The 25,358-nt window shown below is 38.7% G+C and carries 21 protein-coding genes and 1 tRNA gene; 11 read left to right on the top strand and 11 right to left on the bottom strand.

The genetic code is table 11. The features are described from left to right. Positions 1-60 precede the first annotated feature (60 nt). Positions 61-663 carry a LysE/ArgO family amino acid transporter gene (locus ACH8JV_RS14975; RefSeq protein WP_396522150.1) on the bottom strand — a complete coding sequence of 201 codons (603 nt, stop codon included), beginning with the start codon at positions 661-663 and terminating at the stop codon, positions 61-63. A gap of 106 nt (positions 664-769) precedes the next feature. Between ACH8JV_RS14975 and ACH8JV_RS14980 the strand changes: the two genes are divergently transcribed. Then, positions 770-1,660, top strand: a complete 891-nt coding sequence (locus ACH8JV_RS14980) for a LysR family transcriptional regulator ArgP (protein ID WP_396522152.1) — start codon at positions 770-772, stop codon at positions 1,658-1,660. A gap of 16 nt (positions 1,661-1,676) precedes the next feature. On the opposite strand, the gene ACH8JV_RS14985 is transcribed toward ACH8JV_RS14980, so the two are convergent. Further along, on the bottom strand, positions 1,677-2,048 hold the full coding sequence (locus ACH8JV_RS14985; RefSeq protein WP_396522154.1) for a hemin receptor: 372 nt from the start codon (positions 2,046-2,048) through the stop codon (positions 1,677-1,679). A 94-nt stretch (positions 2,049-2,142) separates the two neighbouring features. Next, positions 2,143-2,979, bottom strand: a complete 837-nt coding sequence (gene rsmI, locus ACH8JV_RS14990; RefSeq protein ID WP_396522156.1) for a 16S rRNA (cytidine(1402)-2'-O)-methyltransferase — start codon at positions 2,977-2,979, stop codon at positions 2,143-2,145. A 189-nt stretch (positions 2,980-3,168) separates the two neighbouring features. Here rsmI and ACH8JV_RS14995 point away from each other — a divergent pair, with 189 nt between their 5' ends. The 3 genes from ACH8JV_RS14995 to ACH8JV_RS15005 all read left to right on the top strand — a co-directional run bounded on the left by ACH8JV_RS14995 (position 3,169) and on the right by ACH8JV_RS15005 (position 5,226). Further along, a complete protein-coding gene (locus ACH8JV_RS14995) occupies positions 3,169-3,570 on the top strand; it encodes a YraN family protein (protein ID WP_087606552.1) in 402 nt (133 codons plus the stop codon). Between the two features lie 78 nt (positions 3,571-3,648). Then, positions 3,649-4,359, top strand: coding sequence for a BON domain-containing protein (locus ACH8JV_RS15000; protein WP_151818733.1), 711 nt, complete (start codon positions 3,649-3,651; stop codon positions 4,357-4,359). Positions 4,360-4,362: 3 nt separating this feature from the next. After that, complete coding sequence (locus ACH8JV_RS15005; RefSeq protein WP_396522158.1) at positions 4,363-5,226, top strand: alpha/beta hydrolase; 864 nt, start codon at positions 4,363-4,365, stop codon at positions 5,224-5,226. 26 nt (positions 5,227-5,252) lie between these two features. Here the strand turns inward: ACH8JV_RS15005 and nudC are convergent, their stop codons facing one another. The 3 genes from nudC to dnaQ all read right to left on the bottom strand — a co-directional run bounded on the left by nudC (position 5,253) and on the right by dnaQ (position 9,152). Beyond that, a complete protein-coding gene (gene nudC, locus ACH8JV_RS15010; RefSeq protein ID WP_198071460.1) occupies positions 5,253-5,996 on the bottom strand; it encodes an NAD(+) diphosphatase in 744 nt (247 codons plus the stop codon). Next, positions 5,996-7,639, bottom strand: coding sequence for a chemotaxis protein (locus tag ACH8JV_RS15015; protein ID WP_396522160.1), 1,644 nt, complete (start codon positions 7,637-7,639; stop codon positions 5,996-5,998). The genes nudC and ACH8JV_RS15015 overlap by 1 nt, the downstream gene beginning before the upstream one ends. Before the next feature lie 133 nt (positions 7,640-7,772). Continuing rightward, positions 7,773-9,152, bottom strand: coding sequence for a DNA polymerase III subunit epsilon (gene dnaQ, locus ACH8JV_RS15020; RefSeq protein ID WP_396522162.1), 1,380 nt, complete (start codon positions 9,150-9,152; stop codon positions 7,773-7,775). Between the two features lie 232 nt (positions 9,153-9,384). On the opposite strand from dnaQ, the gene ACH8JV_RS15025 reads away from it, so the two are divergent. The 6 genes from ACH8JV_RS15025 to ACH8JV_RS15050 all read left to right on the top strand — a co-directional run bounded on the left by ACH8JV_RS15025 (position 9,385) and on the right by ACH8JV_RS15050 (position 19,546). After that, positions 9,385-12,606, top strand: a complete 3,222-nt coding sequence (locus tag ACH8JV_RS15025) for a LysM peptidoglycan-binding domain-containing protein (RefSeq protein ID WP_396522164.1) — start codon at positions 9,385-9,387, stop codon at positions 12,604-12,606. Between the two features lie 15 nt (positions 12,607-12,621). Beyond that, positions 12,622-14,457 (top strand): extracellular solute-binding protein, encoded by a 1,836-nt coding sequence (locus tag ACH8JV_RS15030; RefSeq protein ID WP_396522166.1) that lies wholly within the window; start codon positions 12,622-12,624, stop codon positions 14,455-14,457. Positions 14,458-14,486: 29 nt separating this feature from the next. Further along, positions 14,487-15,539 (top strand): microcin C ABC transporter permease YejB, encoded by a 1,053-nt coding sequence (gene yejB, locus ACH8JV_RS15035; RefSeq protein WP_396522168.1) that lies wholly within the window; start codon positions 14,487-14,489, stop codon positions 15,537-15,539. After that, entirely contained in the window at positions 15,539-16,549 is a 1,011-nt protein-coding gene (locus ACH8JV_RS15040; protein WP_396522170.1) for an ABC transporter permease, read from the top strand. The genes yejB and ACH8JV_RS15040 overlap by 1 nt, the downstream gene beginning before the upstream one ends. Then, positions 16,527-18,116, top strand: coding sequence for an ABC transporter ATP-binding protein (locus ACH8JV_RS15045; protein ID WP_396522172.1), 1,590 nt, complete (start codon positions 16,527-16,529; stop codon positions 18,114-18,116). Before ACH8JV_RS15040 ends, ACH8JV_RS15045 begins: the two co-directional genes overlap by 23 nt. A 185-nt stretch (positions 18,117-18,301) precedes the next feature. Continuing rightward, on the top strand, positions 18,302-19,546 hold the full coding sequence (locus ACH8JV_RS15050) for an NADH:flavin oxidoreductase/NADH oxidase family protein (protein ID WP_272402362.1): 1,245 nt from the start codon (positions 18,302-18,304) through the stop codon (positions 19,544-19,546). 5 nt (positions 19,547-19,551) lie between these two features. On the opposite strand, the gene ACH8JV_RS15055 is transcribed toward ACH8JV_RS15050, so the two are convergent. After that, positions 19,552-20,235: a glutathione S-transferase N-terminal domain-containing protein gene (locus ACH8JV_RS15055; protein ID WP_396522174.1), complete on the bottom strand. Its 684-nt coding sequence runs from the start codon at positions 20,233-20,235 to the stop codon at positions 19,552-19,554. Between the two features lie 203 nt (positions 20,236-20,438). After that, complete coding sequence (locus tag ACH8JV_RS15060) at positions 20,439-22,553, bottom strand: TonB-dependent siderophore receptor (protein ID WP_396522176.1); 2,115 nt, start codon at positions 22,551-22,553, stop codon at positions 20,439-20,441. Positions 22,554-22,853: 300 nt separating this feature from the next. On the opposite strand from ACH8JV_RS15060, the gene ACH8JV_RS15065 reads away from it, so the two are divergent. After that, the gene (locus ACH8JV_RS15065; RefSeq protein WP_311071998.1) at positions 22,854-23,441 is read left to right on the top strand and encodes a DUF2726 domain-containing protein; all 588 of its coding nucleotides are present in this window, start codon (positions 22,854-22,856) and stop codon (positions 23,439-23,441) included. Positions 23,442-23,526: 85 nt separating this feature from the next. Here ACH8JV_RS15065 and ACH8JV_RS15070 read toward each other — a convergent pair. The 3 genes from ACH8JV_RS15070 to pyrC all read right to left on the bottom strand — a co-directional run bounded on the left by ACH8JV_RS15070 (position 23,527) and on the right by pyrC (position 25,302). After that, positions 23,527-23,602, bottom strand: a tRNA-Glu gene (locus ACH8JV_RS15070). 18 nt (positions 23,603-23,620) lie between these two features. Further along, entirely contained in the window at positions 23,621-24,283 is a 663-nt protein-coding gene (gene rnt / locus ACH8JV_RS15075) for a ribonuclease T (RefSeq protein ID WP_204389336.1), read from the bottom strand. Then, a complete protein-coding gene (gene pyrC / locus ACH8JV_RS15080; protein ID WP_001084867.1) occupies positions 24,268-25,302 on the bottom strand; it encodes a dihydroorotase in 1,035 nt (344 codons plus the stop codon). The genes rnt and pyrC overlap by 16 nt, the downstream gene beginning before the upstream one ends. Between the last annotated feature and the right edge of the window lie 56 nt (positions 25,303-25,358).

Genomic DNA, 25,358 nt, shown 5'->3' on the forward strand with positions numbered 1-25,358 from the left:
TTTTGATTGCATAAATAAAAAGTACCATGTAAGCATGGTACTTTTTAGTGTTTGAATGCATTAGATGAGAAGTGAAATTGCAATACTCCACATAACACAACCAATAAGAAAATCTAAAATTTTCCAAGCTTTTGGATTGGTAAATAGTGGTTTTAATAATCTTGCACCATAACCCAAACTGAAAAAGAAAATCCAAGAAGCAAGAATGCTGCCCAAAGCAAAACTAATTTTATCTTCTAGCTGAGTTGCAACTGAACCCATCAGTACAATTGTGTCTAAATAAACATGTGGATTTAGCCAAGTAAAGGCCAGACAGGTTACAAGTGCTTGGGTTAGTGTCTGTTTTTGACTGCCATCAAGCTCCATGCCTTGATTCGTTTTAAACGCAGCATAAAATGCTTTTGCACCGTAGACCAATAAAAACGTTGCTCCTAAATATTTAGCGACCGAGATTAAGATAGGCGATGCTGTCATAATTTCGGCAAAACCTAATACACCACAGGCAATTAAAATCGAATCAGACAGGGCACAGATTAAACATAACCAAAATACATATTGCTGTTTAAGCCCTTGCTTTAGAACAAAAGCGTTTTGGGCACCAATCGCTACAATTAGGCCGCTACCAATACCTAAACCTTTAAAAAACACACTCAGAGAAAGCATAACCATTAAGCAAAAAAATCAGATGCGGGAATTATCTGACTTTTTATTAAGAAATAAGTAAAATTAAGAATATTTAGGTTTGGCTAAAAATAATTTAGGTTTGTATATGTTAGATAGTAAGCAATGTGAAGCTTTTCTCGCAGTTGCAGAAGTCGGGAGTTTCGATGCAGCAGGAGAGCATCTATGTGTAACTCCCTCTGCTGTATCACTACGTGTACAAGCACTAGAAAAATATTTGGGTCAGATTTTAATTATACGCGGCCGCCCTTGTGTACTCACCCAAGCAGGGCAAACCTTGCTGCAGCATTTACGTCATACAAGGTTAATGGAGCAAAATCTTTTACAAGGTTTAATGGGTAAATCTTCTGAATCGGAATTTTATAAAATTGCTTTAGCTTCAAATGCAGACTCATTAGCAACTTGGCTTTTACCCACTATTCAGCAAACATTATTTAAAGAAAAAATAGTGTTAGAGCTAAAAATTGATGATCAATCACACACGCATACTTTGCTAGAAACGGGGCAGGTTAATGCATGTATCACAGCAGAAGAGCAGGTTATGGCGGGTTGCTTAGCTCAGCCTCTTGGTAAAATGCGCTATAAAATGCTGGCATCGGCCGAATTTGTAAACCACTGGTTTAGTGGTGGAATTAACCGAGAAAATTTAAGAAAAACACCAGCAGTTATTTTTAATCATAAAGATTTAATGCATTCGGAAGTTTTATTAAAAGGATATGGTTTACCGATGCAGAGTTATCCTTATAGTTTTATTCCTGCCACAGATGCTTTCGTTAAAGCAATTCAGCTGGGTTTAGGTTACGGAATGGTACCCGAACTTCAAGTTCAACCATTACTTGAAAATGGAACACTTATTGACATTATGCCTGAGGCTCAACTGGATGTTCCTTTGTATTGGCACCACTGGAAAAGACAGTCGAAGCAACTTGATGTACTGACCGAAAAGATTGTTCAATCAGCAAAACAAATACTGCGATAAGGTTAAGAGCTTACGATTATAAAAAGTTTGTAAGGTGTTGAATATAAAACTCTATGTCTTGCGCTGAATAACCTAAAAGTTGTCCGATTCTACGGTCGAGTTCTAGGCGCTCTTCAAGTTGAGTTTCCTTTATTGATTTTTCAATACATAACACGAGTTCATTTAAATCTGCTAAAGAGGCATCTTTATAGATCAGCATAATTGAAAAAGGTACAGATAAAGACGTTTCAATATCTTTACTGAGCATAGTTAAAGTACCTTGCTCAAGGTGCTTCACAAATTCAGTAGGTAATAAGTCATAAAATAAAGCAATTGGTTTCTTACCAGACAATAATAATTCTAGTTCTTGCCCTTCATGGGGGCCAAGTTTTCCAAGCTGTTCAGCCATATCAATACTCTTGTTTTTATGATTAATATTATTATGCAAAATTCATGCGCGGGATGGCATAAAGTATTTGCCATCACCGCACTTAGTTAAAAAATTAAGATTGTGTCAGTTCAAGTGCACGTTGATAAGCGACTTTTTTCTTAATACCTGTTAGATCTGCAGCAAGTTGAGATGCCGCTTTAACAGATAAATCTTGAAGTAAGCGCTTTAAGAGCTCATCTAGTTTTTCTTGTTCCAGATCGGTTTTTTCTGCTGCACCACCAACCACAAGAACAATTTCACCTTTTTCTTGGTTATGATCATTTTCAATAAAACTGACCAAATCTTTTAAAGTCATTTTTTTAATGGTTTCAAAAGTTTTGGTAATTTCACGTGCAAAACCGACAGGGCGGTTTTCACCAAATATTTCAACCATATTTTTTACGCACTCTAAAATACGGTGTGGTGCTTCATAAAAAATTAAGGTCTGAGTTTCATTTTTAAGTTTTTCGAGTTGCGAAATACGTTGAGAAGCTTTTGATGGTAAAAAGCCTTCAAAACTAAAACGGTCACTTGGTAGGCCTACAGCACTTAACGCCGCAATTGCAGCACATGCACCAGGTACAGGTATAACTCTAATACCATGCTCTTGAGCAGCTCGAACCAGTTTGAAACCGGGGTCACTAATAAGTGGTGTGCCTGCATCACTAATCAAAGCAATATTTTCACCAGCAAGTAGCTTTTGAACTAACTGATCAATTTTATTGCTTTCATTGTGGTCATGACATGCTGTAAGTGGAGTAGATATATTATAGTGCTTAAACAATTGAGCTGACTGGCGTGTATCTTCGGCAGCCACAATAGAAACTGATTTTAAGATATCAATTGCACGGAAAGTCATATCATCTAAGTGCCCGATAGGGGTGGCTACAACAAATAACTGAGCACTCATTTGGTTTTTACTCCGTACAGATAAACAATTTTAATGGGTTAGTGTACCCGAAATTATCTTTTTGGCGTGAACAATGTCATTGGGCTTTTTTACTTTTCAAGACATCTGCTTTTGATTTGCTCAATTGAAAAAAATTAAAAACGTATAGAGCAAGCATTGAGAGTATTTACATTTCTAATGGGGAAAATTATGTTAGTCGCACAGCAGCTCGGGCAATGGGCTGAACAAACAGCATTAAAAATTTTAAAAGAACAAAATTATGAATGGGTCGCTAGTAATTATCACTCTCGCCGTGGTGAGGTTGATCTGATTGTAAAACGCGGTAACGAATTGATTTTTGTTGAGGTAAAAGCGCGAGGGCAGGGAAATTATGGTCAAGCTTGTGAAATGGTCACTTTGAGCAAACAGAAAAAAATAATTAAAACGGCGATGAGGTTTTTACAGCGCTATCCATCTTATCAGGATTTTTATTGTCGTTTTGATGTGATTTGTTTTGATTTTCCACAGAAAATTGCAAAAACAGTACAGCAAGACTTTTCGAAATTCCATTATGATCTGCAATGGATCGAAAATGCATTTACTTTGGATTAAGAGTTCATTACTCTTTTGAGCAAATTAAAACCGATGTTTATGATCAAGCCAAGAAGAGATTGATAGGAGTCTGGTGGAGTGTTGAAACGTATTGCTGTAACAGCGCTTTGTGTCGCAAGTTTGTCAGGTTGCGCAAGTTTTATTTCTGGTGGAACAGGTACAGCTCCAGTTGGAACAGATAGTGGTGTACGTAGCTTAGGTCAAGTATTCATTGACTCTTCAATTAAACGTACAGCGAATATTAACCTCTATAAGCTTGATCAGCGTTTTAAACAATCTCGTATTAACATCGAAAGCTTCCATAGCACGGTATTGTTAACTGGTCAGGTGCCAGACCCATACTTGAAACAGCTAGCAGAAGACAATGTTAAAGCGATGAGCGATGTGAAAGCCGTACATAACTATATTACGGTAGGTAACAAAGTAAGCTATAACACGATCATGCAAGATGCTGGTGTAACTGCAAATACACGTGCTCTATTAATGAAAGCGCCAGTTGTATCGGACAGTAAAGTACTCGTCCATACCGAAGATGGCGTTTTATATGTGATGGGGCGTTTAAATACAGCTGAAATTAATGACTTAAACAATGTGCTTCAAAATGTGGGTAACGTGACCAAAATTGTGACGCTTATTGATAACATTGATTTAGCACCGGCTCCGGCAGCATCGACGGGCAACACAACGACTACGCCAGTAATTAATAATGTTCTTGCTCAACCAACAGTTCAAACTCCTGTTGCAATTGATCCGGACCAAGCAGATCCAGCATCATCTACTGCACAATAAAATATGAACTTAATTGAACAATTACAAAGCAAAATTGAGCAGGCGAGAACTCTTTATAAAGAGTTCCGCCTCTATGATTTGGGGAGCTTTGCTTTAAACCGTTTTACACCAAAAGATGGTTTCGAGCAGGTTTTAAATGTGCGTTATGGCTTAAAGCCTCGCCATCGTCTAGATATTTATCGTTCTACTAAGCGTTTAGCACATCGACCACTCATTGTTTTTGTACATGGTGGTGCTTGGCAACACGGTAATAAACGAGACTATTTATTTGTTGGTGAAGCCTTTACAAAAGAAGGTTATGACGTTGCTGTCATTAACTATCAGCTTGCACCCAAAAATATTTTTCCAAGTTATGTAGATGACTTAACACACGCGTTAAATTATTTGCATCAAAATCAGGAAAAACACGAAATCTCGACAGAGAATATTGTGCTTATGGGGCATTCGGCAGGTGCATTTAATGTAATGTCTGCTGTTTATCACCCTGACTCAACTAAAATTGAATGTTTAGGTAAAATTAAGGCAATAGTTGGTTTAGCTGGTCCGTATCATTTTGATTATAAGGGTGATCCGCTTGCTGAAGATGCTTTTGATCAGGACATTTCTTATAAAGAGGTGATGCCTTATTATTTTGTAAATCAAAATAATATTAAGCATTATCTACTCATGGCTGAAAATGATCAGCTCGTAAAACAACATAATACTTTGGATATGGATCAAGCTCTTAGGGAGAAGGGGAATCATAGCCATATTGCTATTATCCCTAAAACTGGCCACATCACGATTTTGGCCAGTCTATCGAGTTTTGTAAGTCACTACTTCAGAACAAAACGAACCATTTTGCATTTTCTTGAAGAAGTATTCTAAAACTATTGAGTTTTAGAAAGCGCAGATTACTTTGCTTGAGTAATCTGCGTAATCATTGCGTGTGCAATACTGCCTTTAAATGGAATTTCAGGAAGCTGATCAAATTTAAAGAATTGTGCATCGGCAATTTCATCTTCCTGCAAAGAAATCTCGCCTGACTCATATTCAGCTTTAAATGCAATCATAAGATTACTTGGAAATGGCCAAGGCTGGCTTGACATATATTGAATATTTTTAAGTTTAAGGCCCACTTCTTCTAAAGCTTCGCGTTGAACAGCCTCTTCAAGAGTTTCCCCAACTTCTACAAAACCTGCAATCAAACCATACATGTTGGTTTTATTGTGAATTGATTTTGCTAATAAGATTTCATCATCACCTTTAGTAATGATGGTAATGATGCAGGGGTTTACACGAGGGTACTGGTGATAACCACAAGCAGGACATACCATCGCATATTCACTTGAGTGTACTTCGGTGGCATGTCCACAGTGGCTGCAAAACTTGTGGTTACGTCGCCATTCGAGCAACTGTACAGCACGACTCGCCTGTAAAAATTGCTCTTTTGACCAGTTAGAAATAAGTTGACGAATTGGAACGAGTTGCAGACCTTCTGGTATAGCTTCTTCACTCAGAAGGTCACGTGCAATGACCTGTTCATCATGAGTGAAAAGCAGATCACTTGCTAACTTTTCGACTTTGGGTAATTGAAAGTTTTGGTCAACCAATAATTGTTGGTGATGAAAAATATAAGCAAGTGATAATTCAGACATTAAGCTGCCTTTTTTTGAAGTTGTTGACTACTTAGCAATGCTACATCAAACATGGATTGTAGAACAGGCTGTTTATTTTTTAAATTGTCAACTAACATATCTAGTCCAGCTAATACGTTAAAAATACAGTGAATCTGATCATGACTAAAAGCTTGGTTCTGATCGATTTGCTGCTGTACAAATTTAGCAGTTTCAAGCAAAGCATTTTGTTGAACCGTACTTCCTAAAAATTCAGCCGCACCAGCCAATTCTTTTAATGAGCCTGCAATTGCTTCAATATTTTGGGTTTGATCGTTGGCATATAAAGTCAAACTTTGACATACAAAATCGATTAAATTTTTTGTCTCATTTAATAATGTTTCATGTGCTTCATCTAAACGATCTAAAGAAATATTAGTGTTGTTCACACGAATTTGTAGACGGTTAGATGAGTAATGACGTACCAAAATACCAATCGCGTTCATGGCAGATAAAATGCTCTTCATGAGCTGCTGAGCGTAGTTTTCATTACTCAATATATTGATTTGACTTAAACTGCTTGCTTGATGAGAAAGCTCGGCTGCTGCTTCATTTAAGTTGAGTAAGTTAAAGGTATGAGCAAGCTGCATAAGGCTGCTTTGAAGTTGCTGAGCCTTTTCTGGCGACATGTTTTGGTAGTTGTATTCAATATCATTACGAACTTTGTTCATTTCGTCTAAGATCAATTGACTTACCGTTTGCATGGTATCAAAGTCTGGACCATACAAATGTTGGCTCAGTGCTTTAAGTTGAGTGTCGGTAAGGAACTCACGACCAATGTTTAGCTGCCCACGAATTTGCTGCGCAAGCTGGTCTTCTTGTCCAATCACAATACTAATAATATCTGCTAGAGCAGTTAAGTTTGCCTCAAAGCTTTCTGGCGATGCTAAAAATAGGCCTATAGCATTTTCAAGATTAATGAATACACGTAAGCGAGCATCATTTAAAACAAGTTCATCAATGTGATTAAAGGCAGAGTTAACCAATTGCCAATATTGTTGGCTTGGTTGACCATGAGCCATGCTGACTAAATAGCTACCAATCAATTTGAATGCCTGAAAGTCTCGAGCGGTTTCAGTTTTATTTAAAAATTGATGTAAAGATAATTTATAAAGCTGATGGATAAACTGAGTTTTCTCATTAATGAGTACTTCGGGTAACGGTAACTCAAGTGAAGTTGTTGTAAGGTTTGAGGCGATCTGCTGACCAGATGATGTTAATGGTTTATTTAAGGCTTTTTCTAAATTGTTTAGAGTGTCCAAAAGAAACTGGGGTACTTCAACTTCACGTAAACAAATAAATTCAATATAGCGTTTCACCATGGTCGTGCCTTCACTTAGAGCAACAACCTCATCGGTGTTGATGTGTTCTGGCTTAGCCATAATTTTTTGCATCAACTCAGTTGAATATTGAGTAATTTTTGCCAAATAGGGGATATCAATAAGACGTAATACTTGAGTGCATTGTTTAAATTGTTCTAATGCATCATCAATACCAAAAGGGAGAGCTTGTTCTTCAATTAATGTACTTACAGCACCTTCTACCAGTTTTATTGAGTTATCAATTTCATTCTTGATAATAAGTAACGCTGTTGGATCAAATTGAATCGAATTATGCTCAGACATAAAAATTCCCCTTTGCAAAAAAAATCAATTGTTATATTCGTCATGGCTCAATATTTTGAGCTAAAAATCTATACGACTAATATAACTTAACTTGCAAAAGGGGAAACTAAAAAAACACTAGAGAATCAAAAATTTATTTTGCAAAAAGGCAAGGTTCTCCATGTTTTTTCTCAAATTCTTTGACCCAAGTCTCATGTATGTTCAACTCTTCATCTGAAGGGTAAATAACGGGTAAATCAATTTGAACTCTAGCTTTAGTGGTTTTTTGCTGGTCAATTTCACTTTGTGATAAAGCATCCATATCAAAGGAAACTTGACCACCGGTCATTGCCAAGTAAACATCAGAAAGAATTTCAGCATCGAGTAACGCACCGTGGAAAGTACGGTCACGCGCTGGAATTTCATAACGTCTAACTAAGGCATCAAGTGAGTTTTTCTGTCCAGGATGCTTATTTTTGGCTAAAGCTAAGGTATCGGTAACTTCACAAACTTCTGAAAGAGCAGGTAACCCAACACGTCTAAACTCCATATCGAGGAAGTTCATATCGAAGGTTGCGTTATGAGCGATAATTTCTGCGCCTTTTAGATACTCAAACAAAGTATCAGCAATATCTGCATAGAGCGGTTTATCTTTTAAGAAATCATCACTGATACCGTGAATGTTTTCTGAATCGCCCACTGGTTTTTCAGGGTTAATATAAATGTGAATCGAACTACCCGTAAGCTTACGGTTAATCATTTCGATTGCGCCGACTTCAATAATGCGGTCGCCATCTTGGAAATAGAAACCAGTTGTTTCAGTATCGAGAATGAGCTGACGAGGGCCTTGCAATTTAAGCTTTGCTTCTGTAAGTACAATCTGTGGATGAATGTTGCTACTTTGCTGCTTTGTTTCTTGCTCTACAGCTTCAACTTCATTTACTTCTTCGTCTACAGTAATCATCTCAACTTCTTGTGATGGTTCAAGAGCGACATCTTCATCTTCGGTTGTTTCAACCAGATCAAATCCAAAAGGATCATCTAGCAACCAGTCCTGTTCAGGCTTTTTTATATCTTGCGGTGCAGCGACAGACTGTGGTTGCTTGAGCTCTTGAGCAGTTTTATCTGCACCTAAATTTGCAAGTTGGTCTGCCATTTCATTGCCAGGATGTCCTGCATGGCCTTTAATCCAATTCCACTCAATATTTCTACCTGAGCAAACAGCATCAAGTTTTTGCCATAGGTCAGGATTTTTAACATCTTTCCAATTTTTCTTTTTCCAGCCATGAATCCATTCTGTAATGCCTTGCTTTACATAATTTGAGTCGGTCCAGATAATTAATTGTGCATCAGGAGGGCAAAAAGAAACGCCCTCAATAGCAGCCATAAGCTCCATGCGGTTATTGGTTGTGTCGGGTTCGCCGCCAAATAATTTATGTTCACCCTGTTCGGTAATGACATATGCACCCCAACCGCCTAAACCGGGATTGCCACGACATGCACCATCAACATACAGTGTGATTGTTTGAGACATAAATCGAAACCTAAACTGAAAGAAAAAGAACTGAATATGGTGTATTGTATACGCAAAAAGTTCGGTTCCATCGTTACAAAGCAAGCTTTTTTTAATTTCTTGTAACATTTCCATGCAAATGACATTAAATTATTGCCTTGTCTATCTTGCATGCTTTACTACAATGGCATCGAAGACCTAGGGTTTGTGGGCAGACCCCAAGAAATATTACGCGAGTTGTTTGGAAGTTTTTATGTATAAACCAACCACATTTGTGTGGCAGCCATCTGCAGCATCATTATTCAAAATTACAGTACTTAGCTCTGCTTTAGCTGCGTTGGGTATTACAACAGGCTGCTCTTCGACTCCGCAATCTGCAAAAACCTCGAAAACAAAACAGGTCAGTGGAGCAGGCTATCTTGATGCAAGCAGTCTAGACTCGTTAGAAGATTTACTTTCAGCAACAGATATGCGTGCTGTAGAGGGTGATCGTTTACTTATTTTAAAACACGGTGACGTTTGGAAGCGTATGGCTGTGGGCTTCAAAATGGACCTCGATCACTGGGATCCGCGTATTGAAGCGCAGCGTAGTTGGTTTATTTCACGTCAGCCCTACCTTGACCGTTTAAGTGCTCGCGCAAGTCGTTATTTATATCATACTGTTAAAGAAGCAGAACGCCGTGGTCTTCCAACTGAACTTGCGTTATTACCGGTAATTGAGAGTTCATATGACCCTGCTGCAACAAGTAGTGCGGCAGCAGCTGGTTTATGGCAGTTCATTCCAAGTACTGGTCGTATTTATGGTTTACAACAAACTGGTATGTACGATGGACGTCGTGATGTTGTTGAGTCTACACGTGCTGCATATGAGTTCTTAGGAAGCTTATATAACCAGTTTGGTTCATGGGAATTGGCTTTGGCAGCTTATAACGCTGGTCCGGGCCGTATCCAACAGGCGATTAACCGTAACCAAGCTGCTGGCTTACCAACGGACTACTGGTCATTAAAACTTCCACAAGAAACTATGAACTATGTTCCACGTTTCTTGGCAGTTGCACAAATTATTAAAAATCCACGTGCTTACGGGGTTTCATTACCGCCAATTGCGAACAGACCCCATTTCCGTGAAGTGACATTATCTGCGCCGTTATCTTTAAATGAAATTGCTTCGGTCAGTGGTCTTAGTCGTGCCGAGTTATATGCATTAAACCCAGGCTATCGTGGTGAAACAGTAGACCCTGCAAGCCCAATGCGTATTTTAATTCCGGCTGATGTAAGTCCATCCGTTGATAATAAATTGAAAGGAATGAAAGCGGGTGGTGGTTCAGGTTGGTGGGCAAATGTCACTTCGCCGTCTAAACCGACAACCAGTCCTTCAAGTTCAGTCACAATTAAAACGACACCAGCGACTCAGGTTCAGCCTGTAAGACCAACGACACCTGCTAAAACAACCAGCAGCTCTGTAACTGTAAAAGGTTCAACGCCGCGTGGTTCTGATGCTTTAGCTGCTTTTGCAGCATCCGCGGATGTGCCAAGTGCACCTCGTATTCCAGTTGCAGTAACACCTGCAACCAATGTTAAGCCAGTAAGAACAGAACCACCAATTTCAGCAGTTGAGCGTGAGAAAATTTTAGCGGCGGTTCGTGCTGAAGGTGAGAAGGAAACCGTTGAGCAAGCTTTACAGCCACAGGCCACTCAAGCTGAAAAAGATCAAGTGGTTGCTGAGTTAAAGGCAATTGCACCGCAAGGTACCGAAATTGTTGATCCTTACGATGGCAAAATTAAGTTAACTGCGATTCAGACGAGCCTGTCGGTTGCTGAACAACAAGGTAAAGAGTTAAGTAAAGGTTTTGCTTATCCGAAAACTTTAACTGAAGACGCAAGCGTTGCAAACTCTGAAGAAGCACAGCGTAATAAAGATAAGCCTTATATTAAAACTGATACCGATGTTGTTGTTGTACAGCCTAAAGGTAAGCGTAGTACCTATACCGTACAACCGGGCGATACATTAGCGATTATCGCAATGAAAAATGGGGTCAACTGGCGTGATGTTGCCAAATGGAACCAGATTGATCCTGAAAAGACTCTATTTGTAGGAACTAGCCTGTATTTGTATGATGCTAAACCGCAAGAGGTTGAGTCTACGACAAAATCAGCAGCTAAACCTGATGTATATGTTGTTCAAGCAAATGACAGTTTAACAGGTGTGGCAAATCAATTTAATTTGTCAGTAAAACAGCTTGCTGAATATAACGATTTATCTGTCAGTGATGGCTTATTTGTTGGTCAAAAGCTGCATTTGAAAGAGCCTAAAGGCAACCGTAATTCTGCTAAGGCAGAGCCTAAAGCTGTTCAGGCAAGTACACGTCGTATTGCAACAAAGAGCTATACAGTTAAACGCGGCGAGTATTTGAAGTTAATTGCAGATCGTTATGCATTATCTAATCAGGAATTGGCAGAGCTAACACCAGGGTTGTCAGCTGGTAGTAATTTAATGGCTGGTCAGAAAATTAATGTACCTGCAAAAGAAGTTGCTGCTGTTGATGAATCTGATGACAACAAAGCTTCTGGGAAATATGAAAAACTTGCAGCAGGTCCGTCGTATAAGACCGAAAGTTATAAAGTACAGCGTGGTGATACCTTATCGAGTATTGCGACCAAGTCTAAAATTAGTTTAGCCGAACTTGCAGAACTGAATAACTTAAAAGCGAGTAGCCATGTACAGCTTGGTCAAAACTTGAAAGTACCTGCAGGCGTAAGTGTTCCAGACCACTATGTTGTGCAGTCAGGCGATAGTTTGCATGCGATTGCAGCTAAATATAACTTGCAAACAAGTTATTTGGCTGATTTAAACGGTTTATCTCGCACAGCAGGTGTTCGTGCTGGTCAGCGTTTAAAATTGACAGGTGAGGTTGAAACACCGAGCAAGGCTACGACTAAAAATGCCAAAGAAGAAACACCAGATACTTATACTGTTAAATCTGGTGATAACTTACGAAGCATCGCCAGCCGTTATCATTTACAGTTAGATTATCTGACTGCATTAAATGGCTTGTCTCGTAACAGCAGTGTGCGTGTCGGTCAGCATTTAAAGTTAACAGGTGATGTACCTACTGTAGAAACAGCGAAAGCTGATACAGCAAAATCATCAGCTAAACCTGTTGCAGCAGGCAAAAATACTGAAAAGTATACGGTTAAAGCTGGTGAGTCGTTAAATGCGATTGCGAGTCGTGCAGGTATTTCAGTTCGTGAACTTGCTGAAATGAATGCATTAAAAGCAAATGCTAACCTACAGCGCGGTCAAAATATTGTGATTCCAAAAACTGTAGTGGAATATAAAGTCAAACGTGGCGACACCTTAATTGGTCTTGCGAGTAAATATGGTCTAGAAACCACTTTATTGGCGGAACTCAACAACTTAACACCGTCGACTCAATTACGTATTGGCGATATCATTAAAGTGCCTAATTTATAGAATAATTAGAACTTTATGCAAAAGTTATATTCTCAACTGAGCCTGCTAGTCGGGCTCAGTGTTTTTTCACAAGTTGTATTCTCTGCACAGCAAATCACGCCTTATATCGCAATTCATTCTAAGCCTAAATACCTTGCAATGGCTGCTATGCCTTATGCCAACCCAAATGCACCTAAAGGTGGAGTGTTGAGTCGGGCTGCGCAAGGGACTTTTGATAACTTAAACAGCATGAATGGGAAGGGAAACGCGACAGAAGGTGTAAATTATCTTTTTGATACCTTAATGACTCAGTCACTCGATGAAGTTGGGGTTTTATATCCACTTTTAGCCGAGAAAGTTTCGTATGACCCAGAAAGAACCCAATCCGTTACTTTCTATTTAAATCCCAAAGCTCGCTTTAGTAATGGACAGCCTTTAACAGCAGCAGATGTAAAATTTAGTTTTGATACGTATCAGACTAAATCTAATTTTGGTCTACAAATGTATCTTGCAGACTTAGCAAAAACAGAAGTGATCAATCCACATCAAGTTAAATTCACCTTTAAGTCTAGTCATAATCCTAAAATGCCATTTGTTGTGGCGAGCTTGCCGATTTACTCAAAAGCAGATTGGATGAACCGTGACTTTACCCGTATTACCTTGCAACCTATTGTAGGTTCAGGGCCGTATGTGGTTGAGAAGATTGATGCTGGACGTAGTATTAGCTATAAACGAACCCCGAATTATTGGGCAAAAGATTTGCCTATTAATAAAGGACGCTATAACTTCGACCAATTAAAATATGTTTATTACCGAAATTGGGATATTGCATTCGAAGGTTTTAAATCTGGGCAATATACCTTGCATGAAGAAACTAATCCTAAAAAATGGGTCACTGACTACAAGTTTCCAGCGGTAAAAGCAGGTTTAGTCACTCTATATAAATTTAGACACCATAACCCGATTGCAACCGAAAGTTATGTATTTAACACACGGCGCAAACCTTTAAACGATATTCGCTTTAGACAAGCCTTAACCTATGCCTATGATTTTGAATGGCAGAATAAAGCTTTGTTTTATGGACAATATCAACGACTACAAAGTTATTTTGAAAATAGTGAGTTGGCAGCAACAGGTCATCCTGCAAAGAATGAACTGGCCATACTAAAGCCTTTATTACCAAAGCTTTCTCCAGTCATGCAAAACGCTGTCTTGGCAGACTGGAAATATCCAGTTTCGGACGCTAGTGGTTTTAACCGTCAAAACTTATTAACTGCCAGACAATTACTTATTCAGGCAGGCTATAAAATTAAAGAAGGGCAGTTATATACGCCCGAAGGCAAGCCTGTACAAATTGAGTTTCTTATTCAGCAAGATGGCAAACAACGAACACTCATGCCATTTGTAAGAAATTTAAAAAAATTAGGAATTAATATTAATTTACGGCAAGTCGATGCGCCACAATATTTAGAACGTACACGCCGTTATGACTTTGACATGACCACCATGAATTTGCCGCAATCTTTAAATCCGGGCAATGAACAGGCTCAGTTCTGGGGTAGCGCAGCAGCCATTCAAGATGGCAACTATAACTATGCTGGTATTCGTAATCCGGTTATTGATGAAGTCATTTCAAAACTGGTCACTGCTAAAGACCGTGAACAGCAAATTACCTATACTCATGTTCTTGATCGATTACTTCGCGCAGGGTATTACCAAATTCCGACTTATGGAAAAGGTGATTATTGGTATGCATACTGGAATATGTATCAGCAACCTAAAGTGAAACCCGTGCTCTCTGCTGGTATAGAGTATTGGTGGAGTAATCCAAACCAAGCCAAAAAAGTTGCCCAATATTTACATCAACAATAAAAGCACGTACCTAAAGGAAATCCTGTTATATGGGTTCATATATTCTGAAGCGACTTCTTTTAATGATTCCAACATTGTTCATTATTTTATTGATCAACTTTGTGGTCGTGCAAATTGCGCCGGGTGGACCTGTAGAACAAGCAATCCATGAGGTAGAAAGTGGCTTAGGAGCAGGGCGTATATTAGGTACTGAAATGTATTATCAGGGCGCTAAAGGATTAAGCCCTGAAATGGTTGAGCAAATTAAAGCACAGTACGGTTTTGACCATCCTCCAGTAGAACGTTTTTTACTGATGTTAAAAGGCTATTTGACTTTGGACTTTGGACAAAGCTTTTTTAAAGATAAATCAGTAGTTGAGCTGCTTTTGGAAAAAATGCCTGTATCGATCTCGATTGGGCTATGGAGCACTTTGCTGATTTATCTTATTTCAATTCCGCTTGGTATTAAAAAAGCCAAACAACAAGGTACATGGTTTGATCGTTCTACCTCTCTATTACTTGTAGTAGGTTACGCAGTACCAAGTTTTGTCTTTGCTATATTACTTATCGTTTTCTTTGCAGGTGGATCATATTTTCACTGGTTTCCATTGCAAAATCTCGTGTCGGATAATTTTCATCAATTAAGTCTTTTCGGAAAAATTACGGACTACTTATGGCACATGACGTTGCCGCTTATTACCATGGTGTTGGGTGGTTTTGCTAGCCTAACTTATCTAACCAAATATTCATTTTTAGAAGAACTCAATAAACCTTATGTCTTGGCAGCTTATGCAAAAGGTTTAGATGGCCAGCAAGTCTTATATAAACATGTATTTCGTAATGCCATTTTAGTGGTTCTTGCTGGATTGCCAGAGGCTTTAGCAGGCATTTTCTTTGTGGGAAATCTTTTTATTGAAATTATTTTTCATCTAGATGGTGTTGGCTTATTAGGCTTTGAAGCAATTGTTCAGCGAGACTATCCGGTTATTTTTGGCGTATTGTTTTTCTTCACGCTTTTTAGCCTGCTTTTACGTCTTATTTGCGATGTGCTGTATCAATGGATTGATCCACGTATTCACTTTGATGCACAAGGAGGCAAATAATGTCTTTTATTGTGCAGTCACGGCTGCAAAAGTTTAGGCAACATAAATTAGGGTGGGCAAGCTTTATCTTGTTTAGCCTCATTTTAGTGATGTCCTTGGGTGCTGAACTCATTGCTAACGACAAACCATTGTTGGTGAAATATGAGGATGCTTATTATTTGCCTGTCGTTAGAACATATCCCGAAACCACTTTTGGTGGTGTGTTTGAAACAGAAGCAGATTATAAAGACCCTGCTGTACAAGAACTTATTAACCATAAAGGTTGGGCGATTTGGCCGCTCATTCAATTTTCTTATCAGACACCTAATTTAGACTTAGCTGTACCTGTGCCATCGCCACCTTCTAAGCAGAACTGGTTAGGAACAGATGACCAAGGGCGAGACGTATTGGCACGTATTCTTTATGGACTTAGAGTTTCATTACTTTTTGGTTTAGTTTTAACAGCTTGTGCAGCACTACTAGGCATTTTTGTGGGTGCTATACAAGGCTACTATGGTGGCTGGGTCGATCTGCTGGGACAACGACTGGTAGAAGTCTGGAATGGTTTACCCATGCTGTTTATGGTCATGATTTTGGTCAGCATGTTTACCCCAAATGTATATTGGCTATTTTTTATTATGCTGTTCTTTAGCTGGACCGTACTTGTAGGAATTGTCCGTGCCGAATTTTTAAAAGCGCGTCAACTTGACTATGTGCGTGCGGCTCAGGCTTTGGGTGTAAATGATAGTGGAATTATCTTTAAGCACATTTTGCCAAATGCCATAAACTCTAGTCTGTCGCAATTACCTTTTATTTTGACCACCAATATTATTGCTTTAACAGCACTCGATTTCTTGGGCTATGGCTTACCGCCAGATGCAGCTTCCTTAGGTGAATTATTGCTACAAGGTAAAAATAACTTGGATGCACCCTGGTTGGCTTTATCAGGATTTTTTAGCCTTGCTTTCGTGTTGTCATTATTAATTTATATTGGGGAGGCGGCACGCGATGCATTTGACCCAAGAAAATAAATTGAACTCTGATACTACCTTGCTAAAAATAGAAAACCTTTCAATATCTACGCAAGATCAGACTTTATTGGAGGGTCTCAATTTACACTTACAAGCTGGTGATACGCTTGCAATTGTAGGTGAGAGCGGTTCAGGTAAAACAATAAGCTGTTTGGCGATGATGGGATTATTACCAGAAAAATTAAAAATATCTGGTCGTATTATTATTGATTCAAAAAATATTTTAGAAACAGATGAAAAGACAAAAACACATATACGTGGCCGCCAAATTGCCATGATTTTTCAGGAGCCTTCTACGGCTTTAAACCCATTGCATCGGGTTGAAAAAATTGTCGGTGAACATTTTATTCTACAAGGTTGGTCAAAACCGAAAGCTCAGCAGCAGGTAATTCAATTATTAAAAGATGTAGGAATTGCTAATCCTGAGCACATTTTAAAACGTTATCCGCATGAGCTTTCAGGTGGACAAAAACAAAGGATCATGATTGCGGCTGCACTAGCACTTCAACCTAAGATTTTAATTGCAGATGAACCAACTACTGCGCTTGATGTGATTTTACAGACGCAAATTTTAGAACTATTAAAATCTTTGCAAACCAAATATGGCATGGCGCTGATTTTAATTAGCCATGATTTAAATTTGGTACGCCGTTATGCCGATGAGCTGATTGTATTAGACAAAGGGCAAGTGGTAGAGCAAGGTCAGCTTCAACAGATTTTTGAAAATCCTGCGTCAATTTATACTAAGCAATTGTTAGAACATGATCTTGGTTTTGCTGAACCACTTTCCCCCAGTCATAAGATTTTATCTGTTCAACAACTCAATGTTAAATATCCAATACGACGTGGTTTCTTTAACCGAATTCAGGGTTATACCAAAGCGGTCGAAAATATAAATTTTGAGCTTAATCAAGGCGAAGCATTAGGCATTGTAGGTGAAAGCGGATCTGGAAAATCTTCATTGGCTTTAGCTCTGGTTCGATTACTGAAAAGTGAGGGGCAGATTAATTTTCTAGAGCAAAATATAAACCGTCTAGAACAAAAAGCTTTACGTAAGATCAGGTCAGACTTACAGATTGTTTTCCAAGACCCATTTGGTAGTTTAAACCCGCGTATGACAGTAGGGCAGATTATTGCTGAAGGTTTAAAAGTGAAAGCAGTGGCTGATAACGAGATCAAACAGCAAGTTGAATCTGCTTTGGTAAAAGTTGAGTTGGCTGAAGACTTTCAACATCGCTATCCGCACGAGCTTTCGGGTGGACAACGTCAACGCGTTGCTCTAGCACGAGCTTTAGTGGTTCAACCTAAACTTTTAATTTTAGATGAGCCAACGTCCGCCTTAGATCGAACCACGCAAAAAGCCATGATTCAATTATTGCGACGTTTACAACAAACAGAGCACCTCAGCTATATTTTTATTAGTCATGATTTAAATGTGGTCAAAGCACTGTGTCATAAAGTGATGGTATTACGGCATGCAAAAGTTGTTGAATATCAGCCGACTGAACAGTTATTTAATGACCCTAAAACTGAATATACTAAGCAGTTAATTACGGCAAGTCTTTAATTTGTTTAAATAAGTTTGTGTTTTATAAGCATAAATATTATTTAAATTTTTAATGCAAAAAGTTGCATTTCTCTATACTTTTTAAATTTGACATGTGCTATTGTCAGTTATCGATTTTCCCTTGACATGACCTATAACTCATCTAAATTAGAGTAATTGCTCTAAAGTATTAAAAGAGGTTAACCATGAGCCAGATTGCACAACCAATCACAATTCGAAATACCACATTTAAAAACCGGATTATTAAAGGTGCAATGAGTGAGGCACTTGCAAACTATGAGGGGCAGCCAAATGACTTACATTTGGGCTTGTATGGTGCATGGGCTAAAGGTGGTTTAGGCTGTGCGATTACTGGGAACGTCATGGTCAATTTCGAAGCCAAAAACGAACCAGGCGTGGTGGTGATTGAAACTGAGCGTGACCTAGAGCGTTTAAAAGAATGGGCAGCGGTCGGTAAACAATATGGAATGGTACAGCTTATTCAATTGTCTCACCCAGGTCGTCAGTGCCCTAAAGGCTTAAATAAAGAAACAGTTGCACCTTCAGCAGTTCCTTTTAGTCCAGCTTTAGCGACTATGTTTGGCACTCCACGTGCTCTTACGCATGAAGAAATTTTGGATATTATTAAACGTTTTGCGAACGCTGCTCGTATTTGTGAAAAGGCAGGTTTTGAAGGAGTACAGTTACATGGTGCACATGGGTATTTAATTAGCCAGTTTTTATCACCATTAACCAATAAACGTACAGACCAGTGGGGAGGTTCAGTTGAAAACCGTACTCGCTTTTTACTAGAAGTTTATAAAGCGGTACGTGAAGCAACTTCAGAGAATTTTATTATTTCAGTGAAGCTTAACTCTGCTGACTTCCAGCGTGGTGGTATTAGCGAAGAAGATGTAATTTCGGTATTTAAAGCCGTTGATGAAGCAGGGATCGACTTAATTGAAATTTCAGGTGGAACTTACGAAGCACCTGCAATGGCTGGTGCCAAAGCTGATAAACGTAAGGCAAGTACTATTGCACGTGAAGCATACTTTCTAGATTTTGCTGAAAAAATCCGTCAGCATGTTAAATGTAAGCTTATGGTGACAGGCGGCTTCCGTACGGTCGAAGGCATGAATGCTGCTTTGGCAAGTGGTGCATGTGACTTTATTGGTATTGCTCGTCCACTTGCAGTTGAAACAGATTTAACTGACCGTTTAATCGCAGGCCAAGATGTTCGCTACGCCGTAAAACCAATTAAAACAGGTTTACCTTTTGTCGATAAAATGGCAATTATGGAAATCATTTGGTACGCAGCACAATTTAAAGCAATTGGGCAGGGTAAAAAACCAAATCCAAAACTATCGCCTTTAATTGTGTTTTTAAATTACGCGAAGGGCAATATTAAGGCCGTTGTTCAGGGGCGCGTGAATTCACGTAAATCTGCATAAATAAATTACCAAGCAATAGCCCAGTAAGTCTGAAACGTAGAAGCAGACCATTGACCTTTAATTAGAGCATTTTTAAAGGCAGGTCTGTTTTCTATCTGGGTCAGATAACGCTGTATATGTTTAAACTGGCTGTAATTTGGTGAGCAAGCCAATAATGGAAACCACATCAAAATATCAGCAGTAGTAAACTGATCTCCGGCAAACCATAAGTGACGTTCTAAATGTTTATCGATCATACTCATGTGTCGTTCTAATGATTGATTGAGATAGCCTTGATCAAATCCATATTTTAAAAGCTTAGGAACGAAACGGACCAGAAAAGGTGTGCGCTCTGCGATTTGGTGAAAGATTTGTTTAAGTACCAGATCTGGAATGAATGTCGCCTCACAGTAATTTTTCCAATAATAAAAATTTTGAAGTTGTTGGTTTAATAAATTGTTCTGTCCCAGTTGTGGGTGTAAATGAGAGAAATAATCTAGGATTGCTGAGGTTTCAGCCAAAATTGCAGTTTGTCCTTGTTCAATAATTTCGAGCGTTGGAAATTTTGATAGTTGATGCGGTGAGTTATTATTTTTGTCTTCATCTGAATGATATTTAGTGATGAGCTCATAGTTGAGTCCTAATTCTTCTAAAAACCAAATAATGCGTTGAGAGCGTGAATTTTGTAAATGAAATAATCGAATTTGCATGTCATGTCAAATTATAGTTTTGATCTGTTTTTAGTATAGGGTAGAACATAGTTTAAGTATAATAAAATATTATAAATCATAAATTTATAATATTTTATATGAGAAAATAAAAGCCACTGTATTTTTAGACAGTGGCTTTCTTAATGACTGCTATCCCTAGTGAGATCTTACACGGTAAAAGGCTGATGTTTGGTTCTTTTAATTTAGAACGTATAGCTTATACCTAATTGAACAGTACGTGATTCACCAGGATAGGCATATAAATTGAAAGCACTTTCATCATAAACTCTGTCAAAAATGTTCTTCACATCTAAGTTAAGGCGTAATTTTGGCGTTGCCTGATAATAAGACACGAGGTCGGTAACTGCATAGCCTTTCATGGTGTAGGTACTATTGGCTGTTTGACCTGCACGTTTATCAATATATTTTTGATTGATACCTAAGCCCAACCCTTGTAAAGGCCCATCCTGAAATTCATAAATATTTAAAAGATTAAAACTATTTTTTGGAATGTTGGCTAGAGCCGTTCCTTTTTGCAAGCTATTGTCTTTAGTTACTTCTGCATCTGTATAGGCATAGCCACCAATAATTTTCCAAGCAGGTGTAAGTTGACCAGCAATATTTAACTCTATACCACGGCTACGAATTTTACCTGCTGCTACTTTATAGGCTGAATCAACAGGATCTAGGGTTAAGACATTTTCTTTATTGGCGTAAAAAATAGCGGAATCAATTGATAACATATTATCAAATGCTTGCCATTTAAAGCCTAACTCGTAAGCTAAGCCTTCTTCGGGATCAAACCCGTCTCCATTACGGCTAGCACCAGTGTTTGGCTTAAAAGATTTCGCAGCATTACTGTAGATGGAAAGATCGTCACTGGCTTTATAGATTAAACCTAAACGTGGAATAAACGCGTTATGACTGGTATTCCAATTCGCGGTATTCGGTAATAGGTTCTTATAGTCATGCTCATAATGTTCAAAACGTAAGCCTAATAGCGCGCTTAAACGCTCATTTAAATCGACTTGGTCTTGTACAAAAAGGGCAGTGGTTTTTAAGTTTTCACGGTCATGTGTGGTTACACGATAAAGCTCAGGTAGAGGTTGCCCTAAAACAGGGTTGTAGATATTAATAGGATAGCTACCGACATCTCCACTTGAGCGAATAATGTATGACTTATAATCATAGTTTTCATATTCAAGCCCAGTAACTAAGGTGTTTGCTAAACCCAAAAACTGGAATTTACCTGTTAGATTAATTTGAGCATCGGTATCTTGCCACTTTAGTTCACGGTAGTTGTAATTTCGACCTAGCGTTTCCCCGTCTTTTTGAATTCCATTTGCTTCTACTGCATAGCCATGTAACTTGCCATTTAAATATTGCACACCAGCATTGAGCTTCCAGTCATTTCCAAGCTCGTGTTCAACTCTTAATTGAGCCATATTGTTATCATTGTAAAGTCGGTTGTTGTCTTTACCCGTTTCCCATAAATAAGTGTCTGGTGAACTGATAAAAGACTTCTGACCTGCATAGCGTGTTTGGCCACGGTCAAGCGGATGTTGGTTTCTTAAAATATCGGCTTCAAATGTAAGTTTTGTTGCGTCGGAAGCCTGCCATTGAATGACTGGAGCAATGCCATAACGTTTAGATTCAACATGGTCGCGATAACTATCACCACCTTCTGCAATCACATTGAGACGATAGCCAACGTTTTCCGCATTAGGTACAGTACCTGTTGTATCGACAGTAGTGCGATATAAACCTTCACTACTGAGCTGTGCCCCTAAAGTGGTTTGTTGCTCAGACTTTGGTGTTTTAGAAATTAAGTTAAACGTACCACCTGGGTCACCACGTCCATATAAGCTAGAAGAGGGGCCACGTAAAACATCTACACGTTCAATGGTGTTGCTATCTGGCGCATTTGGATAACCACGGTTAATTGGAAACCCGTTTCGATAAAACTCACCACTGGTAAACCCACGCACGTTAAAACCAGTTAGACCTTGACCACCAAAGTTATTAGCACGAGTCACGCCGCCAGCTAAATCAAGCGCGTCAATTAAACGAGTAGCGCCAATATCTTCAATTACTTTTTGGGTGACCACACTGACCGACTGAGGGGTATCTTTTAAAGCAATTTCACTGCGTGTTGCACTACTCGAGCTATCAACTTTATAAGTTTGATCTGATGCCTGTTGGGCTTTAATTTTAATAGTGGCAAGAGTAGTTGAAGAAGTGTCTGTATCTGCAAAAGCAGAGGAGATACAGCATAGTTGAGCAATGCTCAGGGAGAGGAGGCGAAGCTTAAGATCCATTTAAAACCTTGTTGATAATAAATATCAGTATAAAAATAAGAATTATTATAATGTAACTGTGTGTAAAAGGAATATGGAATCAGTGATAAATTTGCACAAGTGTATTTTATTTGGAAATATCAATGATAAAAATTAAAAACAAAAAAGATAGGGTTAAAAAATTATAAATTACAGTCTAAAATAGAGCATTAGATACATAGAACAATAGCTTTTAAAATCATATAAATAATTTATAGCTAGCCGTTTTTAATTGTATTTTTAAAATCAAAATAGTTTTTATATTTATTTAGGGGAAATTCGATGTTTGCGATAGTTGGCATATTTTTAATAGCCATAATGATATTGGCGATTTTAAGTGTTTTAAAGAAAGGGGAAAGCAAGAATAGAAATGCAAAACGTAACCCAATCAAGGGAAAGCGTATCATTACTATGAATGAACAACCTACTTTTATGAAACTAAAGGAAGCTTTGCCGGAACATATTATTTTGGCGCAAGTTGCTTTCAGTGCTTTTATGACAGCGCAAGGATACGCGACGCGTAATTTATTTAATCGCAAAGTTGCTGATTTTGTTGTGTTAGATAAAGCATTTAATATCGTTGCTATTGTTGAACTAGACGATTCTAGTCATAAAGGGAAAGAAAAGTTTGATGCAGAGCGAGATACTTTAATTCAAGAAGCAGGTTTTAAAGTTATACGCTATAAACGAACACCAGAACTGGCACAAATACATCGTGATTTTAATATTGCATCGAGTTCATTAGCTCAAGTCCCAATAGAACCAGATTTAACAAAAACAAAGTTAATTGCTGATGCAATAATTATTGAGAGAGATGAGCCAACTATGCAACCTGCACAACATATTAATGAAGTAAAGTTGAAGTCTTGATTTTGAAAATACGGAACTTATCTCATGGATAAAATTTGAAGTGAGATAAAATAATTTGAAGCGATGATTCTTTGTAGAAAGAATATGGCGTCCCTACGGGGATTCGAACCCCGGTTACCGCCGTGAAAGGGCGATGTCCTAGGCCTCTAGACGATAGGGACGTTGAGGATGGCGGTATCTTAAGAAGCCGCCACCAAACTGTCAAGGAGATAAGGCGACAGTTTGTTCAAAATATAGCAAAACAGTTCAGCAGTCTTCTGAGTATCGTATAAAGCAGAGTGTGCTTCTTTACCATCGAACTCAATTCCAGCTTGAATACATGCTTTAGCAAGCACAGTTTGTCCAAACATAACGGCGCTTAGCGTAACCGTATCCATAACTGAAAAACTATGGAATGGATTTTGGTTTTTCGTGCTTGTACGTGCAATTGCTGCTTGTAAAAAACCAAGATCAAAATGCGCGTTATGGCCTACAAGTACTGCATGAGTACAATGTTGTTGTTTACGAACTTCATTGACCGATTTAAAAATACGACGTAACGCAGTTCGCTCATCTTCAGCCATTGCAATACGCATTGGGTTGAATGGATCAATACCAATGAAGTCTAGCGAACGGCGGTCGAGGTTAGCCCCTTCAAACGGGTTAATATGTGCATGAAATGCAGGACCAGGGACAAATTGTCCCTGAGCATCATACACAATTGGAATGCACGCGATTTCTAGCAATGCATCTGTCTGGGCATTAAAACCTGCCGTTTCAACATCGACAACAACAGGTAAGAAGCCACGAAAACGTTGGCCAATGACCGGGACAGAGGTTTCTTGTGTCACACTTTTCTCCATTGCAGCGTTTTCCCGGCATGCAGCGGGATGATTTTTTGATTATCTAAATAATCAAAAGATTCTGGAACGAGGTTATCTTCTTTAACCAAAGTAATGGTAGAAGTATTACGCGGTAGACCGTAGAAGTCTGCACCAAAGTGGCTAGCAAAACCTTCTAGGCGCTCTAATTTACCGACTTGGTCAAATGCTTGTGCATAAAGCTCAATTGCATTTGGTGCACTATAGCAGCCTGCACAGCCACAAGCATTCTCTTTTGCATTTTGTGCATGAGGGGCGCTGTCTGTACCTAAGAAAAACTTAGGATTACCGCTTGTCGCCACTTCAAGTAAAGTCGTTTGGTGCGTTTGACGTTTTAAAATTGGCAAACAGTAGAAATGCGGTTTAATACCACCAACCAACATATCATTACGGTTAAATAATAAATGCTGAGGAGTGATTGTTGCTGCAACATTACGGTCTTGTTCTAAAACAAAGTGTGCAGCATCACTTGTTGTGATGTGTTCAAGCACAACTTTAAGTTTCGGGAACTGTTTCAATAATGGTGATAATACCTCATCTAGGAAGCGTTTTTCACGATCAAAAATATCTACATGATTGTGAGTCACTTCACCATGAAGCAATAACGGCACTTGATGCTCTTCTAATTGCTCAATGACTGCATAAACTTTGCGAATATCACTCACACCATTGTCTGAGTTTGTAGTCGCACCGGCAGGGTAAAGTTTAATTGCATTTACATGTTCTGATTCTTTAATTTTACGAACTTCATCTGGTGAAGTGTGATCAGTAAAATAAAGCACCATACGAGGGTCAAAATTATTGCCTTCTGGAACATGAGCAAGAATGCGTTCGCGATAAGCTAAAGCTTCTTCTACTGTTTTTACAGGCGGCACAAGGTTAGGCATACAGATCGCGCGAGCGAATTGTTTAGCCAAATCTGGAACAGTACGTTTTAATGCTAAACCATCACGTAAATGTGCATGCCAATCATCTGGCTGGAGCAGGGTAATAGAGTTCAAGGCAGTTCAAACTTCGAAATAAAACAAATGATAATCGATAAAGTGTGAAAATGGTA

The organism is Acinetobacter sp. ABJ_C5_2 (assembly GCF_044538485.1).
Classification (GTDB): Bacteria; Pseudomonadota; Gammaproteobacteria; order Pseudomonadales; family Moraxellaceae; genus Acinetobacter; species Acinetobacter nosocomialis_A.

Excerpts from the sequence above, each read along its gene's own strand:
- ACH8JV_RS15055 (WP_396522174.1), bottom strand. The coding sequence starts at position 20,235 with ATGCAAATTCGATTATTTCATTTACAAAATTCACGCTCTCAACGCATT.
- ACH8JV_RS15015 (WP_396522160.1), bottom strand. The coding sequence starts at position 7,639 with ATGTCTGAGCATAATTCGATTCAATTTGATCCAACAGCGTTACTTATT.
- ACH8JV_RS15025 (WP_396522164.1), top strand. The coding sequence starts at position 9,385 with ATGTATAAACCAACCACATTTGTGTGGCAGCCATCTGCAGCATCATTA.
- ACH8JV_RS15005 (WP_396522158.1), top strand. The coding sequence starts at position 4,363 with ATGAACTTAATTGAACAATTACAAAGCAAAATTGAGCAGGCGAGAACT.
- ACH8JV_RS14975 (WP_396522150.1), bottom strand. The coding sequence starts at position 663 with ATGCTTTCTCTGAGTGTGTTTTTTAAAGGTTTAGGTATTGGTAGCGGC.
- rsmI (WP_396522156.1), bottom strand. The coding sequence starts at position 2,979 with ATGAGTGCTCAGTTATTTGTTGTAGCCACCCCTATCGGGCACTTAGAT.
- ACH8JV_RS15060 (WP_396522176.1), bottom strand. The coding sequence starts at position 22,553 with ATGGATCTTAAGCTTCGCCTCCTCTCCCTGAGCATTGCTCAACTATGC.
- rnt (WP_204389336.1), bottom strand. The coding sequence starts at position 24,283 with ATGGAGAAAAGTGTGACACAAGAAACCTCTGTCCCGGTCATTGGCCAA.
- ACH8JV_RS14985 (WP_396522154.1), bottom strand. The coding sequence starts at position 2,048 with ATGGCTGAACAGCTTGGAAAACTTGGCCCCCATGAAGGGCAAGAACTA.
- ACH8JV_RS15045 (WP_396522172.1), top strand. The coding sequence starts at position 16,527 with ATGCATTTGACCCAAGAAAATAAATTGAACTCTGATACTACCTTGCTA.
- ACH8JV_RS14995 (WP_087606552.1), top strand. The coding sequence starts at position 3,169 with ATGTTAGTCGCACAGCAGCTCGGGCAATGGGCTGAACAAACAGCATTA.
- ACH8JV_RS15065 (WP_311071998.1), top strand. The coding sequence starts at position 22,854 with ATGTTTGCGATAGTTGGCATATTTTTAATAGCCATAATGATATTGGCG.
- yejB (WP_396522168.1), top strand. The coding sequence starts at position 14,487 with ATGGGTTCATATATTCTGAAGCGACTTCTTTTAATGATTCCAACATTG.
- ACH8JV_RS14980 (WP_396522152.1), top strand. The coding sequence starts at position 770 with ATGTTAGATAGTAAGCAATGTGAAGCTTTTCTCGCAGTTGCAGAAGTC.
- ACH8JV_RS15030 (WP_396522166.1), top strand. The coding sequence starts at position 12,622 with ATGCAAAAGTTATATTCTCAACTGAGCCTGCTAGTCGGGCTCAGTGTT.
- ACH8JV_RS15040 (WP_396522170.1), top strand. The coding sequence starts at position 15,539 with ATGTCTTTTATTGTGCAGTCACGGCTGCAAAAGTTTAGGCAACATAAA.
- ACH8JV_RS15050 (WP_272402362.1), top strand. The coding sequence starts at position 18,302 with ATGAGCCAGATTGCACAACCAATCACAATTCGAAATACCACATTTAAA.
- nudC (WP_198071460.1), bottom strand. The coding sequence starts at position 5,996 with ATGTCTGAATTATCACTTGCTTATATTTTTCATCACCAACAATTATTG.
- dnaQ (WP_396522162.1), bottom strand. The coding sequence starts at position 9,152 with ATGTCTCAAACAATCACACTGTATGTTGATGGTGCATGTCGTGGCAAT.